Below are 19,449 nucleotides of genomic sequence, written 5' to 3'. Positions count from 1 at the left end.
GGTCAGCTCCTCACGAGGGTCGCGGCGGCGGGGGCGGGGACTCGTTCGGCGAGCGGGATCACCGGCGGGAGTGCCTCCGGCGGCTCCCCGAGCAGCACCCGGCGTACGACGCGCTCGGCGGCACGCCCGTCGTCGAACTGGCAGAACCTCTCCCGGAACCGGGCCCGCAGCTCCCGGGACTCGGGGCCCGCGTACGTGCCCTCGCGGAAGATCCGGGCCAGCTCCTCGGGCGTGCGGGCGATCGGGCCGGGCGGGGTGGCCATCAGGTCGAAGTAGACGCCCCGGGTCTCCCGGTAGACCTCCCAGTCGTCGGCGTAGATCACCACCGGGCGGTCCAGGTTGGCGTAGTCGAACATGATCGAGGAGTAGTCCGTGATCAGCGCGTCCGCCGCCAGGCACACGTCCTCGGCGGAGCGGTGCGCGGTCACGTCGATGATCCGGTCCGAACTCCGGGCCGTACCGCGGTCGTAGAAGTAGTGGGCGCGCAGCAGCACCACCACGTCGTCACCCGCCGCGCGGCAGAACTCCTCCGGATCCAGGCCGGTTTCGAAGCCGTCGGCCCAGTCGCGGTGGGTCGGCGCGTACAGCACGGCGGTACGGCCCTCGGGCACGCCCAGCTCGCGGCGGACCCGGGCCACGTCCTCCGAAGTCGCCGTGCAGTACACGTCGTTGCGCGGATAGCCGTACTCCAGCTGCTCGTAGGAGCCCGGGAAGGCGCGCTCCCACATCTGCGTGGAGTGGCGGTTGGACGACAGGTTGAAGTCCCAGCGGTCCACCCGGCCGAGCAGCTTGGTGAAGCTCCCGGAGCGCGAGGCCACCACCGGGTACGTCGACTGGTCCACGCCCATCGTCTTCAGCGGGGTGCCGTGCTGGGTCTGGAGGTGGACGCTGCCGGGGCGCTTGACGACTCCCTCGGCGAAGTTGGCGTTGTTCACGAGGTACTTGGCGCGGGCCAGCAGCTCCCAGGAGCGGTGCGAACCGATCACCGCGTGCTCGACGCCCTTCGGCAGCGTGTGCTGCTGTCCCGCCTCCACCAGGAACACCGACCGGATGTGCGGGGCGAGTTCACGGGCCTTGGCGTGGATCGCGGCCGGGTTGCAGGCGTAGCCGCGTCCCCAATAGGCGCAGTACACCGCCAGGTTGGGGTCGAGCGGGCGGCGCAGCGCGCGGGCGTAGCGCAGCCGGGTCCGCAGCATGCGGGGGCGGGGCAGCCGGGCGGCGGCCTTGGCGGCGGCCCGGTTGGCGCCGCGCAGCACCCGGAACGCGCTGTACGCGCCCGCCGCGAGCAGCCGGTGCTGCACCCCGAGGCTGCCGCCGGGGAAGCGGTGTCCGGCCGGGCGGTGGCGGCGGTGGAGACGGGCGGCCCGGCGGAAGAACCTCCGGTGTCCGGAGGGGAGCCGGTGCGGACGGGAGGCCGTCTTCAGGACCTCGGTGAAGAGCTGGTCGAAGAGCGCCCGCCGTCGCGCGGCGGGCAGGTCCGCCCCGGCGGCCCGGGTCAGCACCAGCTCCACCTGGTCCAGCAGCGTGTGCTGGTGCGTGCCCGGCAGGTTCAGCCTGCTCCCCTGGCGGCGCGCCCGGTGCCGTACGAGCGGGCGGCGCAGCACCGCGGCCCGCCGCGCGGCCACCGCGACCAGCCCGGCCCAGCCGAGGTCGGTGAAGTGCCCCTCGGGGAAGGCGAGTTCGTGCTCGGTGAGAAAGGCGCGGCGGTACACCGCGCTCCAGGCGGGCAGCCGCGAACCGAACGGCTCGGGCACCATCGCGGGGTCGAAGGCCCCCTTGGGCGCCTTGGCCAGCAGCGGGGCCGCCGGGTTGGCCGGTTCGCCCTCCCACCAGGGGACGCGCTCGTACTCGCCGTGCAGCACATCCACCCCGGCGGTCTCGGTCAGCCGGACGTCCACCGCCGCGAGCGCGCCGGGCAGCAGCAGGTCGTCGCCGTCCAGGAACAGCACGTACGCCCCGACCGCCGCCCGCGTCCCGGTGTTGCGGGCCCCGCTCAGACCGGCGGACGGCGGCGAGTACACCGGGCGCACCCGGGGATCGCGCCGGGCGTACGCGGCGGCGACCTCGGCGGCCGGGGCCTCGGCGTCGTCGCAGACCGGGATCAGCTCCAGGTCGTCGAAGGACTGCGCGAGGACCGAGTCCAGGGCCTGGGACAGCCGGCCCGAGACCCCGTGCGAGGGGACGATGATGCTGAAGCGGGGCATTCTGCTCTCTCTGTCGTCTTGCGGACGCCGCCGGTCGTCCAGCGGGTGCGGGCGGCCGGCCGATGGGGGCGGCCCGGCGTCCCACGGCCGGGGCCCGTCGGCCGGTGGGCGCGGCCGGGGCGGCCCGCGGGGCGCCAGGTGGACGGCCGGCTCGGGGTGGGCCGCGTCGTGGAGCGGGGCATGGGAACTCCCGGAAGATCCAACGGTGTTCAGTGGCCGTCGGTGACGGGGCCCGGCCCGGAGGGTTCCGGCACCGGGACCGGCGGCGCGAGGGCGCGCGCGGCGGCGGAGGGCACCGGGCGCCGGTCGACGACCGGGATCACCTCGGGCAGTCCGTCCGCCCGGCCGAGCATTACGTGCCGCACGATCCGCTCGGCGGCCCGGCCGTCGTCCAGCGGACAGAACCGCTCCCGGAACGTCGTCCGCGGCCCGGCCGCGCCGGGGTCGCGCCAGCGGCCCGAGACGAACAGGCCGATCACCTCGTCCTCGCCCCGGGCGACCGCGCCCGGGGCACCGGGGAAGCCGTCCCCGGCGTGCACGACGATCGGCCGGTCCAGGCCCGCGTAGTCGTACATCAGCGGCGCGCCGTCGGTGAGCAGCACGTCCGCCGCGAGGCACACCTCGGCCGCGCTCGGGTGCGCGGACACGTCCAGGACGCCCGGGATCTCGCGCCGCCAGAGCACCGGCGCCCGCCCGGCGCGGACCAGCACGACGAAGCGCGGTCCCAGCTCACGGGCCAGCCGCTCCAGGTCGAGGACGGGCCGCCGGGTGTACGGATGGTCCCGGCGGGCGGGCGCGTAGAGGATCGCGACGGTGCCCTCGGGGATGCCCAGGGCCGTGCGCAGCCGGGTCACGTCGGCCGAAGTGGCCTGCTGGAGAAGGTCGTTGCGCGGCCGGCCGTACGCCAGTGCCGTGCAGGGGGCCGGGTGCGCCCGTTCGGCGGGCGGGGTGGTGTGCGGGGCGGGGGAGAGGGCGTAGTCCCACGGGTCGTGCGGGCGCGCTTCGGGAGCGGCGGTGGTCCACAGGGTGTCGCCGGTCCGGAGGAAGACCTGCCCCGGACGCTTGCGCACGCCGGGGGCGAACAGCCCATTGCTGATCAGGTACTTGGAGCGGGCCAGCGCGGTCCAGCAGGCGGCGGACCCGGGCCGCAGCGGTCGCGAACCGGCGGGGCAGGGCTGCCCCGGGTGCGCGATCCACGCGGTGCGGATGTGCGGGGCATGGGTGCGCAGCGCCTCCGCGAGCGCGGCCGGATCGCCGCCCCCCGTGCCCCCGCAGTCGGCGAACACCGCGTCGTCCTCGCGCAGCGGCAGCCGCAGCTGGACCCGGTAGTGCAGCCGCAGCGCGGCGGCCCGCAGCGCCCGCACCCGGTCGGTGGCGCAGGCGCGGGTGCGGCGGCGCACCGCCGAGACCAGCAGCAGGGCGCGGTAGGTGCGGTGCAGTCCGAAGCGGACCAGCGCGTGCCGGACCCGGGCGCGCCGGGAGGGCCGCGGGGACGGCACCCGGTAGCGGCGGTAGTGGGCGCGGGCCCGGCGCAGGAAGCGGGGGCGGCTGCGGCGCGGCAGCCGGTCGGGACGGCTGAAGACGGTCGCGTAGTGCTCGACCATCTTGTGGAACAACTCGGGGCGCCAGCAGTCCAGTTCGGGACGCGCGTCGACGTAGGCGAAGACCCGCTCGTACTGGTCGAGGACGTCGAAGTGCCGGTCGCTGGTGGTGCGCAGGATGGAGCCCGTGTGGCGCTGGCGGTAGTGCACGCACACCCGGTCCAGGGTGGCGATGGTGTCCGCCGTCATCAGCACCGGGAAGGTCCAGGGGGTGTCCTCGTAGTAGCCCGGCGGGAAGACCAGCTCGCCGTGCTCCACGAACTCCCGCCGGTAGGCCTTGTTCCAGGCCACCATCAGCACCCGCAGCAGCCCGGGCCGGTCCAGCAGGCGGAAGGGGGCCGGGCCGCGCTCGGCCAGCCGGGCGGCCTCCCGGTTGCGGACCTCGCTGCCGTCGCCGTAGGTGCGCGCGTAGTCGAAGACCAGCACGTCCGGGTCGCCGGTCTGGCTGATCCGGTCCGCCACCGCGCGCAGCGTGTGCGGGGTGAGGGTGTCGTCGCCGTCCAGGAAGAGCAGATAGTCGCCGGTCGCCCCGGCCATCCCCGCGTTGCGGGCCGGCCCGAGGCCCTGGTTGGCGGTGAGATGCAGGGGGCGGACCCGGGCGTCGCGGCCCGCGTACTCGTCGATGATCGTGCCGCACGCGTCCGGCGATCCGTCGTCCACGGCGATCAGTTCGAGATCGTCGTACGACTGCGAGAGCACCGAGTCCAGGCACTCGGAGAGATACGCCTGGACCTCGTACGCGGGGACGATGACGCTGAACCTGGGCAAGGGACATCCATGGGTCGCTCGGCGCGGGCCTTCTGCCCGGCAACGGCCGTCCGGGTGACTTGGTTACGGGTCCCTACGGCATACGGGGGACATGCGCGGGGGCGGCCCGCCCCGGGCCGCCCCCGCTCCGTAAGAACGTTCTGTTCGCGGTTACTTGACCGCGCCCGCCATCACACCGGACACGAACTGCCGCTGGAACGCGAAGAACACGGCCAGCGGGATCACCATCGACAGGAACGCGCCGGGCGCGAGCACGTCGATGTTGTTGCCGAACTGCCGTACCTGGGTCTGCAGGGCGACCGTGATCGGCTGTGAGCCGGACTTGGTGAACACCAGCGCCACGAGCATGTCGTTCCACACCCACAGGAACTGGAAGATGCCGAGGCTCGCGATCGCGGGACCGCCGAGCGGCAGCACCACCCGGGCGAACAGCCGGAGTTCACCCGCGCCGTCCAGCCGTGCCGCCTCCAGGAGTTCGCGCGGGATCTCCGCGAAGAAGTTCCGCAGCAGGAACACCGCGAACGGCAGCCCGAACCCGACGTGGAACAGGATCACCCCGAGGATCGACCCGAACAGGCCGATCTTCCCGAAGAGTTCGGCGATCGGGATCAGCGCCACCTGCACCGGCACCACCAGCAGGCTCACCACGGCGAGGAACCACCAGTCCCGCCCCGGGAACTCCATCCACGCGAACGCGTACCCGGCGAGCGAGCCGATCAGCACCACCAGGACGGTCGCCGGGACCGTGATGAGCACGGTGTTGACCAGCGAGTGCGTGATGTCGCCGTTCTCCAGCAGTCTGCGGTAGCTGTCCACGGTCAGCTGGGACGGCTCGGCGAACACCTGCCACCAGCCGCTCGCGCTCATGTCCTCCGGCGAGCGCAGCGAGGAGATGAGCAGACCGATGGTCGGCACCAGCCAGAACAGGCCCACCACCAGCAGCAACGCCCGCACCAGACCGCCGCCGAGCCGCGCGGTGAGCCGGGCCCCGAGAGGGGTGCGAGGTGGGTCGGCGGACTTCCTGCCGACACGTGTGGCGCTCGTCGTCATCGCCGCTCCTCCCGTCGCAGCCGCCGGATGTTGAACAGCATCACCGGGATCACCAGGAGCAGCAGGAAGACCGCGATGGCGCTCGCGACGCCCGGCTGCCCCTCCGCGAAGCCCTTGCGGTACAGCTCCAGGGCCAGCACGTTGGCGTCGTCCTGGGACGAGCCCGGCGCGATGATGTAGACGAGGTCGAACACCTTGAGCACGTTGATCATCAGCGTGACGGTGACCACCGCCAGGACCGGTGCGAGGAGCGGCACGGTGACCTTGCGGAACACCTGCCACTCGCTCGCCCCGTCCACCCGGGCCGCCTCAAGGAGCTCGCGCGGCACCCCGGCGAGCCCGGCCGCGATCAGCACCATCGCGAAGCCCGCCCACATCCACACGTAGGAGCCGATGATCGCCGGGGTGACCAGGGCCGGGCCCAGCCAGTCGACGCCGTTGTACGCCTCCTTGAAGTTGGCCGCCGGAAGCCGGAGTTGTGCCCCATCAGCGGCTGCGGGCAGGCTGAAGGTGCCGTCGGCGGCCGCCTTCGTGGACGCCACCACCCGGCCGTCCTTCACCGCCTCGATCCGCATCCCGGCGTACCCCACCTCCGAGGGGTCCGGCGCGCCGAGCCGGCCGACGCCCTTGCCCCGGGTGAAGTCCTGCCAGGTGGTGCCGGTGACCCGGCCGGGCTCGGGGCGCGCGGCGACGGCCGGCCTGGCATCGTCCGGCAACTGGTCCGGGGCGACCCCGAGGAGCGGCAGCGCGACCGGGGTGCCCGCGCGCACCGGGTCCTTCGTGGTGAACCCGCCGCCCTGCGCGACCAGCGGCGACTGACGGCCCGGGTGCGCCTTCGGGAACGCCGAGGACTGCGCGAAGGTGTCGTGCACGCCCACCCAGACCGCGTTGGCGACCCCCTTGTCCGGGTCCTGGTCGTACACCAGCCGGAAGATGATCCCGGCGGCCAGCATCGAGATCGCCATCGGCATGAAGACGACCAGCTTGAACGCCGTTCCCCAGCGCACCTTTTCGGTCAGCACCGCGAAGACCAGGCCGAGCGCGGTGGAGACGGTGGGCGCGAACACCACCCAGATCACGTTGTTCTTCAGGGCGGTGCGGATGGAGTCGTCGGTGAAGATCGCCTTGTAGTTGTCGAACCCGGCCGCGTGGTCCCCGGAGGCGTCGTAGAAGCTGCGGACCAGCGAGTACCCGATGGGGTAGACCACGAGCGCGCCGAGCAGCACCAGGGCGGGGAGCAGGAAGAGGGCGGCGACGGTCCTGCGGGTGCCGGTCACGCTCCGGCGGTTCCCGCGCGGACCGCTGCTCCGGTTCTTCGACTTCTTCGGCTTCTTCGACACGGCCGGGCCCGGCGGGGCACCGGCCGCCGCTTCCGGGGTCGTCACCGGTCAGCTCCCGTTCCCGTACGCGGCCGCCGCGTCCTTCTCCAGCTGCCGCTGGGTGCCCGCCACGTCCTTCGGGTTCTTCAGGAAGTCCTGGAGGTCCTTCCACTCGCCCTTGCCCGGGGTGCCGCCGAACGCCTGCGGGGCCTGGTCGGACATGTCGAACCGGAAGTCGTCGCCGGAGGCGATCAGCGCCTTGGCGATCGTGCGCTGGACCTCGTTCGGGTAGGCCGAGTCCGGCACGTTCCTGTTCGGGGAGAGATAGCCGCCCAGCTTGGCCTGGATGGTCGCCGCGTCCGGGGAGGCCAGGAAGGTGACCAGCGCCTGCGCCGCCTTGGAGTCCTTCAGGATCACGGCCGCGTCGCCGCCGGAGACCACCGGCGCGGTCGAGCCCACCGCCGGGAACGGGAACACCTTGGCGTCCGTGCCCACCTTCGCCTTGGTCTCACCGATGTTGACCTGCGCGAAGTCGCCCTCGTAGACCATCGCGGCCTTCGGCTGGTCGCCCCCGCTGAAGGTCTGGGTCACCGAGGCCGGGAACTCCGTCTGGAGCGCGCCGTCCGCGCCGCCCGCCACGTAGTCCTTCTTGCCCCAGACCTCGGCGAGCGTGGTGAGCGCCTTCGCCACCGACGGGTCGGTCCACTTGATCTCGTGCTGGGCGAGCCGGTCGTACTTCTCTGGGCCGGCCTGGGAGAGATAGACGTTCTCGAACCAGTCCGTCAGCGTCCAGCCGTCCGCGCCGCCGACGGAGAACGGCGTCACCCCGGAGTCGTAGACCGCCTGCGCGGTGGTCAGCAGGTCCGGCCAGGTCTTCGGAACCTTGGCGCCCGCGTTGTCGAAGACCGCCGCGTTGTACCAGATCAGCGACTTGTTGGCGGCCTTGTAGTAGACGCCGTAGCTCTTGCCGTCGACCTTGCCGATGTCCTGCCAGCCCTGGGAGTAGTTCTTCGACAGCTCCTTCAGGGCCTCGGGGCCCAGCGGCTTGGCCCACTTCTTGGCCACCGCCTGCTTGATCGCGCCCGGCTGCGGCAGCAGCGCCACGTCCGGGGGCTGGCCGCCCGCGATCTTGGAGCCGAGGAAGTTGATGATCGGGTCCTGCGCGGGCACGAACGTGACCTTCGCGCCCGTGCGCTTCTCGAACTCCGCGAGGACCTTCTTGAAGTTCTTCTGCTCGGTGCCGGTCCAGACGGCGGCGACCTCCAGGTGCGCGCCGTCCAGTTTCGGCAGGGTCACGGTGGAGCCGGTGGGCCCGCCGCTCTTCTCCCCGTTGCCCTTGTCACTGCCGTCGCCGGAGCAGGCGGTGAGCGCCAGGGCCCCCGCGAGCAGCGCGGCGAGCGCGGTGGAGGTCCTCTTCGCGGCCCTGTTTGCGGTCCGGTTCGTCCGGCTGGTGTCGCTCGTGCGGCGCATCACTTCCCCGTTCGTCGTTCTCCGTTGAACGCCGGACCGCCGTCGCGCGCGGTGCACACGTGCACACGGTCCCGTCGGCTCCGGTGTACGCCGGGCCGTACGGCAGCGGCAAGAGCGCCTGCGCCGTACGGCCGCGCATCGTGACCGGCTCGTGACGGTGGGGTTATGCGCGCTGGGGCGTACTAGAGGAGCGAGGGCACCTGTTCGGCCGACACCTGCCGGGCCGCCCGCTCCACCGCGCTCGCGAGGAGTGCCAGGTCGGTGGGGCCGTTGCCCAGCTCGCGCACCGGGCGGCGGGCGGGCGGGTCGCCCATCCGCTGCCACTCCAGCGGCAGCACGGTCGGCCGCTGGGTCGCGGTGCGCGGGATACGGCCCGTCACGCGGCCGCCCTGGAAGCCGGTCGCGCGTCCGTCCCGGTACGCCAGCCTGCCGCGCCCCGGCGCCGGTTCACCGCTGGTGTCCCCGCTGCGCTCGGAGGGCGCCGCGTCGAGGACCGCCCGCAGGGCCGCCTGCCGGACCGGCTCCGTCTGCGCCGTACGGCCGTCGGTGCCGGTCGCCGCCACCAGGTGCACGCCGAGCCGCTCGCCCTCGCGGGCCACCGCCTCCAGGGCGCGCAGCACCGAACCGGCGGCGGGCCGCCCCGGCGAACCCAGCGCGGGGGAGACCAGCGCGTCCAGGTCGTCCACGACCACCACGAGCCGGGGCAGCGCGGGCGCCGCCTCGGTCTGCTGCCGGGCCGCCGCACCGGGCCGCAGCCGCAGGGTGGTGCTCGGCGGGGACTCCAGGTCGCCGGTGCGCCCGCCGCCGTGGCTGCGCTGGGCCACCATCCGGTCCGACACCGCGCGTCCCGCGTGCCAGTGCGCGAAGTCGCCGGTCCCCACCAGCTCGGCCCGCCGCTTCAGTTCCGCGCTCAGCGACTGCGCGAACTCCCGCATGCGCACGGGGTCGTTGGCCAGCAGATGAGTCGTCACATGCGGGATGTCGGTGCACACCCGCAGCCCGTCGCCGAGCCCCGCGCCGGTGCCCACGCCGTCCCGGCCGTCGATCAGCACCAGGCCGAGCCGGTCGGGCCGCTCGGCGGCGGCCAGCGATGCCACCACCGCCCGCAGCAGCTCGGTACGGCCACTGCCGGGCGGGCCCTCGATCAGCAGATGCGGCCCCTCGGTCACCAGGTCGACGGTGACGGGACCGTGGGGTCCGGCACCGAGCACCGCGCGCGCCCGGCCGCCCAGCGACTCCGTGTCGTCCGCCGCGTCCGCCCAGCGCGCCATCAGCGAGGCCGGGGTCGCGCGGGCCAGGCCCAGTTCGTCCAGCAGCCGGGCCGAGCGGGGCAGCGGCACGGCCACCGGCGCCTGCGGACCGCCCGCCGGACCCTGCGGCCGCAGCGGCGCCAGCGCCCGCGCGAACCGCTCCGCCCATGCCGCCGACACCGCGTCCACGGCCGCGACCGCGCCCGGTCCCACCGGACCGCTCGGCGCCACCCGCATCAGCCGCAGCGCGCTCGCCACGTCCCCGCTGAGCAGCGCCACAGCGCCGCAGTGCCGGAAGGTCGGTGTGACCGCGCACGCGTCGTCGTACGTCCCCGCCACCGGCGAGGCGGGCGAACAGGCCGCCGTCTCCGCCAGGCACACCACATGGATACCGGCGTGCGGTCCGGCCACCGCCAGCCGCGCCACCGCTTCGCGCAGCGCCGCCCCGCCGGGGTCGCCGTCCACCACGACCACCGTGTACGGCCCGGGGTGCGCGGCGGGTCCGGGTGCCGCCGGGTCCTCGACCCGGCGCAGCAACTCCTCGGTACGGGCCGCCGCCTGCTCGCGGTCGTACGCGAGCAGCAGCCGGCAGTCCTGCCCGTGACCGGGGCGGACGTGCGGCAGCCAGCCCAGCCAGGACCACTCCGCGAGCCGTTCCTCCAGCGGACGCGAGTGGTCCGCGCTGATCAGCACGATCTCCAGCAGCTCGGGCGAGTGCAGCGCGGCGAGCTGCGCCAGCACGGCGCGCGCGAGCCCCGCGAGCCGGGGGCGCGGACCGGCCAGACCGAGTGCGCCCGCCTCGCGCAGCGCCGCCGTCACGGGTACGGCGGGCAGCCTGCCCGCACCGTCCGGCGCGGGCCGGTCGGCGGTGCCGAGGCGCACGGTCAGCGCCTCGGGGTGCCCGGGGCCGCGCTCCCACAGCCGGGGACCGGGGCCCAGCGCGGTCAGCAGCAGCGCGGCGGGGTCGGGCCAGGTCTCGGGGCGCCGGGTGTCCTGGACCAGCGTGTCGGGGGCGCCGCGCACGTCCTCGGCCGCGGGCTCCTCGGGGCGGCCGCCGGTCAGCTTGCGCGCCCAGGCCCCGAGACCGCCCCGGCGCCGGGCGCCCTGGGAGAGGTCGGTGCCGCGCAGGGGGGTGTTCTTGCGGGTGGGGCCGTCGTCGTAGGGGTCGTCGTACGGGGCGTCGTACGGGCTCTCGTCGTACGGCGTGCCGGGGCCGGGCGTGTCGGCGTACGGCGCCTCGGCCTGCCCGGTGACGCCGTGGTGCCCGGCGTGGGTGCCGGACGCGGCCGGGGCGTGGGGACCGGTGGCGTAGTGGGTGCGGTGGTCCTCGTCCCGGCTCTCGATGCGCGGGGCGCCCGCCTGCTCCGGCACGGTCCGCCCGGGGCGCCGGTGCTCGCGGCCGCCGGGGACGCCGAGGCCGTAGGTGTGCTCGGTGGGGCCGTGAGGAGTGCCGTACCCGGGGTCCGCGCCGGGGCGGGCATCCAGCGCCGAGGCGCTGCCCGTGCCGTACCCGGTGTCCGTGCCGCCGTACGCGGGCGGCTCCGTGCCGTCGTACCCCGTGCCCGGGATGCTCGACCCCGGGGCCGCGCCCAGCGGCACCCGCACGCACCCCTCGCCGTCCGGCACCGTCGGTATCCGGGCGGCCGGGCCTTCGGACGGCGTCAGGCGCAGGGCGGACTCGCCGATGCGCAGGAAGGCGCCCTCGGGGAAGCGCAGGGGCCGGTCGGTGACGCGGGTGCCGTCGAGGGTGGTGCCGTTGGTGGAGCCGAGGTCGGTCACCGAGACCCGGCCGTCGGCGGCGACGGTGACGGCGCAGTGCAGCCGGGAGACGTCCGGGTCGTCCAGGGGGACGTCGGCGTCGGCGGAGCGGCCGACCGTTATCCGGCCGCCGTGCAGCAGATGGACCCCGCCCGCGTCCGGGCCCGCGACCACGTGCAGCTGGGTCGGGGCGCCGTCCGGCTCCGGGTCGGGCTCGGTGGCCGCCGGGGCGCCCAGGGAGAGCACGGCGCCGTCCACCAGCGGGGGCTCGCCCAGGGTGTGGCGGCGTGTGTCCAGGCGCTCCGCGCCCGCGTACAGCACCACCGGGGCGCCGCCGGCGTCGCGGCCCGCGCCGCTCTCGCCGGTGACCGCCACGGCCAGCGCGGGCGCCACCGCGCCCAGGTCGGTGCCCACGGGCGCCGTGACCAGCACGTCCCGGCTCGCGGCGCGGCCGCGCCGGGAGGACGCGCCGAGCGGATCTACGACGGTCAGCCGGATCTGCATCGCCGTCAGCGGTCCCTTCTGCCCCGTCGCGGGGCGCCCCCACCCCCCGCACGGGCACTTCGGCCAGTACTGGAGGCATCCTCGCACCTGTCGCCGGGCACTCGCCCACGCTCCGACGCCAAGTGATCTTGATTGGTCAGCTCTGCCCCCAAAAGTGCCTGACCAGGAACGCGTCGTTGATCATTTGAGATCGGTCACGTCCACGACCGGGCAACCGGAGGACCGAGGTGAACGTCTTTCCCCCGAACATGGGCGGGAACGCTCACGTACTGCATGGAGGGCCCCACTACAGTGGGGCGGAACGCCGGGCGAACCGGCGCGCAAGCAAGCCAGCAAGCAGCCAGCAAGCAGCAGGGAGCGCGTGACGTGCGGCCAGTCGGCAGTAAGTACCTGCTCGAGGAGCCTCTCGGGCGCGGCGCCACCGGCACTGTCTGGCGGGCCCGGCAGCGGGAGACCGCGGGCGCCGAGGCGGCCGTGCAGGGCGCCCCCGGCGAGACCGTCGCCATCAAGGTCCTCAAGGAGGAGCTGGCGAGCGACCCGGACATCGTGATGCGCTTCCTGCGCGAACGCTCCGTGCTGCTCCGGCTCACCCACCCCAACATCGTCCAGGTCCGCGACCTGGTCGTCGAGGGCGATCTGCTCGCCCTCGTCATGGACCTGGTGGACGGCCCCGACCTGCACCGCTATCTGCGCGAGAACGGCCCCTTCTCCCCGGTGGCCGCCGCCCTGCTGACCGCGCAGGTCGCCGACGCGCTCGCCGCGAGCCACGCCGACGGGGTGGTCCACCGCGACCTCAAGCCCGCCAACGTGCTGCTGCGCCAGTACGACCACCAGATGCACCCGATGCTGACCGACTTCGGCATCGCCCGCCTCGCCGACTCCCCGGGCCTGACCCGCACCCACGAGTTCGTCGGCACCCCGGCCTACGTCGCGCCCGAGTCCGCCGAGGGGCGCCCGCAGACCTCCGCCGTCGACATCTACGGCGCGGGCATCCTGCTCTACGAACTGGTCACCGGCCGCCCGCCGTTCTCCGGCGCGACCGCCCTGGAGGTGCTGCACCAGCACCTCAGCGCCGAGCCGCGCCGACCCTCCACGATCCCCGACCCGCTGTGGACGGTCATAGAGCGCTGCCTGCGCAAGAACCCCGCCGAGCGGCCCAGCGCCGAGAACCTGGCCCGCGCGCTGCGCGTCGTCGCCGAGGGCGTCGGGGTGCACGCCAACCCCGCGCAGATCGCCGCCGCCGAGGGCGTGGGCGCGCTGCTCGCCCCCGACCCGGCCCCGGCCTCCGTCCCGGGCGTGCCCGGCTCCGCCGACCCGACCCAGGTGCTGCCGACCAACGCGGCGCAGGGCCCCTTCGGCGCCTACGACCCCAACGCGGCCACCAGCGTCCTGCCGAACACCGGCTTCTCCGGCCCCGCCGGCGCGGCCGACCCGACGGCGGTCATGCCCCCGGTGCCGCAGAACCAGCCCGGTCAGCCCGGCCAGACCGGCCCCTACGGCGGCTACGGCCAGGACCAGCAGGGCCCGCCCGACCAGCCCCACCCCTGGCAGACCCAGCTGCGCGCCGCCCGCGACCGCAACGACCAGACCCAGGTCCAGTACATCGACCCGGACGAGGACCCGCTGCGCCGCCGCCCTCAGCGGCAGGTCGCCCGCCCCCAGCAGCAGCACCCCGCCCCGCAGGCGCGCCCGCAGCAGCCCCAGCAGCGCCGCCAGACCCCCCAGCCCCAGCAGTACGCGCCGCCGCCCCAGCAGTACGCGCCCCAGCCCCAGCCCCAGCAGCGCTACGCGCCTCCCGCCCCGCAGCGCCCGGCCCCCGAACCCCGGGCCCCCCGCCAGCGCGGTGCCAACCCCATGAAGATCCCCGGCCTCGGGTGTCTCAAGGGCTGCCTCTTCACCCTCGTCATCCTCTTCGTGGCCGGCTGGCTCATCTGGGACCTGACCCCCCTCCACGAGTGGGTCGGCCAGGGCAAGGGCTACTGGGACCAGCTCAGCTCCTGGGTCGGCTCGGTGAGCGACTGGATCGGCGACCTGGGGAGTTCGTCCGGCGGCAGCGGGTCGTAGCGGCAACCGACGCGTCCGTGCGGCCGGGGTGGCGTCCGCCCCGGCCGACGTCGCGTTCGTGCGGTCGCGGCCGGGCCGTGTCCGAGTGGGCCCCCTCCGCGCGGAGCGGCTTCGGACCGGGCGGCGCCCGCATGGCATGTCAGGTGATCGGACCCGCATGGCATGTCAGGTGATCGGAATCGTCCCGGAGCGGGGTGGACGACCCGTCCAGGGCGTGACTCCGGACACCCGAGTCTGGGGACTTGTCGACATCCGGAGGGTGATTTCCGGCTCCGCGGTGAAGGTGGGGCCGTCGGACGCGTAGTTTTGTCGCCCTGGAGTCCTCGTGTGTCGTCCGGGGGCCCGGGGTGGGGCCGCGGCGTGCCCCGCGTCCCGGTATGCCGCGGCGGCGGCAACGCGCGTCTGTAGGAGCAGTCTTGGCACGGAAGATCGGCAGCCGGTACACCGCGAACCAGATCCTGGGACGGGGCAGCGCCGGGACGGTGTGGCTGGGCGAGGGGCCGGACGGCCCCGTCGCGGTCAAGTTGCTGCGCGAGGACCTCGCGTCGGACCAGGAGCTGGTCGGACGCTTCGTCCAGGAGCGCACGGCGCTGCTCGGCCTGGAGCACCCGCACATCGTCACCGTGCGCGACCTGGTGGTCGACGGCAACGACCTCGCCCTGGTCATGGACCTCGTCCGGGGCACCGACCTGCGCACCCGGCTGGAGCGCGAGCGGCGCCTCTCGCCCGTGGCCGCCGTCGCGATCGTCGCCGACGTCGCGGACGGCCTCGCCGCCGCGCACGCCGCCGGTGTCGTCCACCGCGACGTCAAGCCCGAGAACATCCTCCTCGACATGCGCGGCCCCCTCGGCCCCGGCGGCGCCCACCCCGCGCTGCTCACCGACTTCGGCGTGGCCAAGCTCATCGACACCCCGAAGCGCACCCGCGCCACGAAGATCATCGGCACGCCGGACTATCTCGCCCCCGAGATCGTCGAGGGCCTCCCGCCCCGCGCCGCCGTGGACATCTACGCCCTCGCGACCGTCCTCTACGAACTCCTCGCGGGCTTCACCCCGTTCGGCGGCGGCCACCCCGGCGCGGTCCTGCGGCGCCATGTCACCGAGACGGTCGTCCCGCTCCCCGGCATCCCCGAGGAACTGTGGCAGCTGATCGTCCAGTGCCTCGCCAAGGGCCCCGCCTCCCGCCTCCGCGCGTCCGAGCTGGCCGCCCGTCTGCGGGAACAGCTCCCCTCCCTCGCGGGCCTGCCCCCGCTGGAGGTGGACGAGCCGGATTCCGAGGAGGGGGAGGGAGCCCCCGAGGAACCGCTCCCCGCCACCGCCCCGGGCACCCCCGTACGCCGCCGCGGCGCCGTCTCCCTCGTCCCCGGCGCCCGCCCCGACTCCAACCGCGACACCCACACCTCCATGCGCGTCCCCGCCCCCGACGAACTCGCCGGCGGCGCCCACGGCACCGCTCGCGCCCCGCGCCCCTCCGGCGCCCCCCGCCCCGGCTCCGCCCGCCACCGAGCGGCAGCCCGCCGCCGCAAACTGACCTTGACGATCGCGGGCACGCTCCTCGTAGCAGCGGTCGGCTACGGGGTCTGGGCCACGTCGAGCGACGACCAGCCACCCCAGAACACCCAGACGACATCGACCCCCTGACTCCCTGGGGCTCCGCCCCAGCCTCCATTTCCCACCCACCCACCCGCCCGTCTCGGTCGGCAGAGAGGCGAGGTCTTGGGGCGGGGCACTGGGGTGAGGCGCCCGACGGGGTGCTGGAGGGAGTGCGCGAGGGTGGGCGAACCGGTGACGGTGCGTGTCCTCCGGCGCTTCGCAGCCCGGGCTCGGCACCATCCAGCCCGTCCGGCGTTTGAGGACGAGGCCCGTTCAGGGCCGAAGCGGGGGCCTGGGGGCGGCAGCCCCCAGTACCCGCGCTGCAACGCCCCGCACAAACCAGCGCACCCCAGCCACGGGACCTCCGCACCCGGCGGAGCCGTTACGCTGGGAGCGTGGCAGTCGTCGATGTATCCGAAGAGCTGAAGTCCCTCTCCTCGACCATGGAGTCGATCGAGGCCGTCCTGGACCTCGACAAGCTGAGGGCAGACATCGCCGTGCTCGAGGAGCAGGCGGCCGCGCCGTCCCTCTGGGACAACCCGGACGAGGCGCAGAAGATCACCAGCAAGCTCTCCCACCTCCAGGCCGAGGTCAGGAAGGCGGAGGCGCTGCGCGGGCGGATCGACGATCTCTCCGTCCTCTTCGAGATGGCCGAGGAGGAGGACGACCCGGACACCCTGGCCGAGGCCGAGTCCGAGCTGGTCGCGGTGAAGAAGGCGCTGGACGAGATGGAGGTCCGTACCCTCCTGTCCGGCGAGTACGACTCCCGCGAGGCGCTGGTCAACATCCGCGCCGAGGCGGGCGGCGTGGACGCCGCCGACTTCGCCGAGCAGCTGCAGCGCATGTACCTGCGCTGGGCCGAGCGCCACGGCTACAAGACGGAGATCTACGAGACGTCGTACGCCGAAGAGGCCGGCATCAAGTCGACCACCTTCGCCGTCCAGATCCCGTACGCGTACGGCACGCTCTCGGTCGAGCAGGGCACGCACCGTCTGGTGCGCATCTCGCCGTTCGACAACCAGGGGCGCCGCCAGACGTCCTTCGCGGGCGTCGAGGTGCTCCCGGTCGTGGAGCAGACCGACCACGTCGAGATCGACGAGTCGGACCTGCGCGTCGACGTCTACCGTTCCTCGGGCCCCGGCGGCCAGGGCGTGAACACGACGGACTCCGCGGTCCGGCTGACCCACCTCCCCACCGGCATCGTGGTCTCCTGCCAGAACGAGCGCTCCCAGATCCAGAACAAGGCCACGGCCATGAACGTGCTCCAGGCCAAGCTGCTGGAGCGCCAGCGGCAGGAGGAGCGCGCCAAGATGGACGCCCTGAAGGGCGACGGCGGCAGCTCCTGGGGCAACCAGATGCGTTCGTACGTCCTGCACCCGTACCAGATGGTCAAGGACCTGCGCACCGAGTTCGAGGTCGGCAACCCGCAGTCCGTGCTCGACGGCGAGATCGACGGCTTCCTGGAGGCCGGAATTCGCTGGCGCAAGCAGCAGGAGAAGTAAGTTTGTCGACATGACAACTGCCGCCCTCGGGGCGGCAGTTGTCGTATGTCCGGCGTTTTACGTCACAGTTGAGTCCCTCAACCCCCGGCATACGCCCACCCATCGGACATTGCGCTCGCAACGGCCTTGACGTTGCTTTGAAAAATGGGAATGGTGCATCGCGGTATGCGCATCTCTTGGGGCGCATGTGAACCGGGGGAATGAGATGGCCCGGGAACGGCACGTACGCGTACGTCGGTTCCGGAGCCGCCTGCTGCCCCCGTCGAGCACGGCCAGTCCCATGCGCGGCCTCCTTGATGATTCAGCTACTGGGGGTAGCAACCAATGACGAACAAGACGCGGATACGCGTCGCGCGGATCGCCGCCGGTGCCGTGGTGGCGGCCGGTGCGTCCCTGATGATCACGGGTGTGGCGACGGCCGACCCGAACCCCGACCCGACCTGCGGCATCGTCTCCACCGACCCGAACTGCCCGGACCCGGGCACGAGCGGCGGCACCACGGGTGAGTCGTCCGACGGCGGCACCACGGGCGAGTCGTCCGACGGCGGTACCACCGGTGCGTCGACCGACGGTGGCACCACGGGTGCGTCGACCGATGGCGGCACCACGGGTGCGTCGACCGATGGCGGCACCACGGGTGCGTCGACCGATGGCGGCACCACGGGTGCGTCGACCGACGGTGGCACCACGGGTGCGTCGACCGACGGTGGCACCACCGGTGCGTCGACCGATGGCGGCACCACCACCGACGGTGGCACCACCAGCACGATCGGCGGCATCGACGGCGGCTCCACCACGGGCGGCGACACCTCCGGCGGCAATGGCGGCGGCTCCGGCTCGACCGGTGGCACCGGCGGCAACGGCGGCTCCACCGGCGGCGGTTCCTCCACGGGCGGCAACCACACCACCCCGGACGGCGGTAACGACAACACCGCCCAGGAGGCCGGCACCTCCGCGCTCACCGACACCGGCTCGGACACCGCCCCGCAGGGCGGCGACAACAAGGAGCTGGCCGAGACCGGTGCGGGCGAGACCATGTTCCTGCTCGCCGGCGCGGCCACGATGATCGCGGGCGGCGTCGCCTTCCGCTTCCTCCCGCGTCTCGCGGGCGGCCGGGGCGGCGCGGCCGCCTGAGCGCGGTCACGGACAGCCCTCTGACGTAACGCGAAGGGCCCGGAGCATGATCCACATGCTCCGGGCCCTTCCGGCGTCCTGTGCGGCCCCCGGCCGCCCGCTACAGCCCCGTCTGGTGCGCCAGCAGCGCCACCGCGGCGATCAGCACCACGAGCAGCGCGATCAGCGCCACCGGGTTCATCCCCGCGAGGAAGTTCTGCTGCTGGAGCCGCTCCCGGCTGGCCCGGCACACCGGGCACCGGCCCTCGCTCACGGGCGCCGCGCAGTTCGCGCACACCAACCGGTCGTACGTCATGCGCTCGCCCTCCTCGTGCAGGCCCTCACCCCGTACAACGTCGTGTGGAACCAGAACGTTCCCCCTCCACTCTGCCAGGTTCACCGGGAAAGAGCGCGGGCGCCCGGGAAAGCGGGCCCCGGTGGCCCGTACAAAAACGCACAAGTGTCGCCCAACACGACCGGGCCCTGCGTAGGCACTGCCGGTTCGCGTATGGTCACGCTCATCTACCCCCGGCGACCCGTGGTGCATCCGTGATCCGATTCGACAGTGTCTCCAAGGTCTACCCCAAGCAGACCCGTCCAGCCCTCAGGGACGTGTCCCTGGAAGTGGAGAAGGGCGAGTTCGTCTTCCTCGTGGGGTCGTCCGGCTCCGGCAAGTCCACCTTCCTGCGGCTGCTGCTGCGCGAGGAGCGGTGCAGCCACGGCCAGGTGCACGTCCTGGGCAAGGACCTCGCCCGCCTGTCCAACTGGAAGGTGCCGCAGATGCGCCGCCAGCTGGGGACGGTCTTCCAGGACTTCCGTCTGCTGCCGAACAAGACGGTCGCGGAGAACGTGGCCTTCGCCCAGGAGGTGATCGGCAAGTCCAAGGGCGAGATCCGCAAGTCCGTGCCGCAGGTCCTCGACCTCGTCGGACTCGGCGGCAAGGAGGACCGCAGGCCGGGCGAGCTGTCCGGTGGTGAGCAGCAGCGCGTCGCCATCGCGCGGGCCTTCGTCAACCGGCCCAAGCTGCTGATCGCGGACGAGCCCACGGGCAACCTCGACCCGCAGACCTCCGTCGGCATCATGAAGCTGCTCGACCGCATCAACCGGACAGGCACCACGGTGGTCATGGCGACGCACGACCAGAACATCGTGGACCAGATGCGCAAGCGCGTCATCGAGCTGGAGAAGGGACGTCTGGTGCGCGACCAGGCTCGCGGCGTCTACGGCTACCAGCACTAAGCAAGTTCACGACGG

The 19,449-nt window shown here is 73.6% G+C and carries 12 protein-coding genes; 5 read left to right on the top strand and 7 right to left on the bottom strand.

The annotated features are described in order from the left end of the window. Positions 1 to 2 precede the first annotated feature (2 nt). The 6 genes from AB0E91_RS14005 to AB0E91_RS13980 form a co-directional block, all read right to left on the bottom strand. Positions 3 to 2,204 carry a CDP-glycerol glycerophosphotransferase family protein gene (locus tag AB0E91_RS14005; protein ID WP_361780020.1) on the bottom strand — a complete coding sequence of 734 codons (2,202 nt, stop codon included), beginning with the start codon at positions 2,202 to 2,204 and terminating at the stop codon, positions 3 to 5. Positions 2,205 to 2,413: 209 nt separating this feature from the next. Then, positions 2,414 to 4,573, bottom strand: coding sequence for a CDP-glycerol glycerophosphotransferase family protein (locus AB0E91_RS14000; protein ID WP_361780017.1), 2,160 nt, complete (start codon positions 4,571 to 4,573; stop codon positions 2,414 to 2,416). A gap of 150 nt (positions 4,574 to 4,723) precedes the next feature. Then, a complete protein-coding gene (locus AB0E91_RS13995; RefSeq protein ID WP_361780014.1) occupies positions 4,724 to 5,623 on the bottom strand; it encodes a carbohydrate ABC transporter permease in 900 nt (299 codons plus the stop codon). Further along, positions 5,620 to 6,900 carry a sugar ABC transporter permease gene (locus tag AB0E91_RS13990; RefSeq protein ID WP_361780159.1) on the bottom strand — a complete coding sequence of 427 codons (1,281 nt, stop codon included), beginning with the start codon at positions 6,898 to 6,900 and terminating at the stop codon, positions 5,620 to 5,622. Before AB0E91_RS13990 ends, AB0E91_RS13995 begins: the two co-directional genes overlap by 4 nt. Positions 6,901 to 7,011: 111 nt before the next feature. Further along, positions 7,012 to 8,412: an ABC transporter substrate-binding protein gene (locus tag AB0E91_RS13985; RefSeq protein WP_361780011.1), complete on the bottom strand. Its 1,401-nt coding sequence runs from the start codon at positions 8,410 to 8,412 to the stop codon at positions 7,012 to 7,014. Positions 8,413 to 8,594: 182 nt separating this feature from the next. Next, positions 8,595 to 11,924, bottom strand: coding sequence for an FHA domain-containing protein (locus tag AB0E91_RS13980; RefSeq protein WP_361780008.1), 3,330 nt, complete (start codon positions 11,922 to 11,924; stop codon positions 8,595 to 8,597). A gap of 366 nt (positions 11,925 to 12,290) precedes the next feature. Here AB0E91_RS13980 and AB0E91_RS13975 point away from each other — a divergent pair, with 366 nt between their 5' ends. From AB0E91_RS13975 to AB0E91_RS13960, 4 genes are all read left to right on the top strand, one after another. Beyond that, a complete protein-coding gene (locus tag AB0E91_RS13975) occupies positions 12,291 to 13,988 on the top strand; it encodes a protein kinase (RefSeq protein WP_361780005.1) in 1,698 nt (565 codons plus the stop codon). A 416-nt stretch (positions 13,989 to 14,404) separates the two neighbouring features. Beyond that, positions 14,405 to 15,628 (top strand): serine/threonine-protein kinase, encoded by a 1,224-nt coding sequence (locus tag AB0E91_RS13970; RefSeq protein ID WP_361780002.1) that lies wholly within the window; start codon positions 14,405 to 14,407, stop codon positions 15,626 to 15,628. 347 nt (positions 15,629 to 15,975) lie between these two features. Then, positions 15,976 to 17,082 carry a peptide chain release factor 2 gene (prfB, locus tag AB0E91_RS13965; RefSeq protein WP_361779999.1) on the top strand — a complete coding sequence of 369 codons (1,107 nt, stop codon included), beginning with the start codon at positions 15,976 to 15,978 and terminating at the stop codon, positions 17,080 to 17,082. A gap of 324 nt (positions 17,083 to 17,406) precedes the next feature. After that, positions 17,407 to 18,216 (top strand): hypothetical protein, encoded by an 810-nt coding sequence (locus AB0E91_RS13960; protein WP_361779996.1) that lies wholly within the window; start codon positions 17,407 to 17,409, stop codon positions 18,214 to 18,216. 100 nt (positions 18,217 to 18,316) lie between these two features. Here the strand turns inward: AB0E91_RS13960 and AB0E91_RS13955 are convergent, their stop codons facing one another. Continuing rightward, positions 18,317 to 18,511 carry a hypothetical protein gene (locus tag AB0E91_RS13955; protein ID WP_161179891.1) on the bottom strand — a complete coding sequence of 65 codons (195 nt, stop codon included), beginning with the start codon at positions 18,509 to 18,511 and terminating at the stop codon, positions 18,317 to 18,319. 233 nt (positions 18,512 to 18,744) lie between these two features. Here AB0E91_RS13955 and ftsE point away from each other — a divergent pair, with 233 nt between their 5' ends. Beyond that, positions 18,745 to 19,434: a cell division ATP-binding protein FtsE gene (gene ftsE, locus AB0E91_RS13950; RefSeq protein ID WP_018549716.1), complete on the top strand. Its 690-nt coding sequence runs from the start codon at positions 18,745 to 18,747 to the stop codon at positions 19,432 to 19,434. Positions 19,435 to 19,449 lie beyond the last annotated feature (15 nt).

Origin of the sequence: Streptomyces sp. NPDC026659 (genome assembly GCF_040638245.1) — a bacterium.
Taxonomy (GTDB): Bacteria; Actinomycetota; Actinomycetes; order Streptomycetales; family Streptomycetaceae; genus Streptomyces.
Note: the sequence above shows the minus strand (reverse complement) of the source record. Positions and strands in the feature narration are given on the sequence as shown.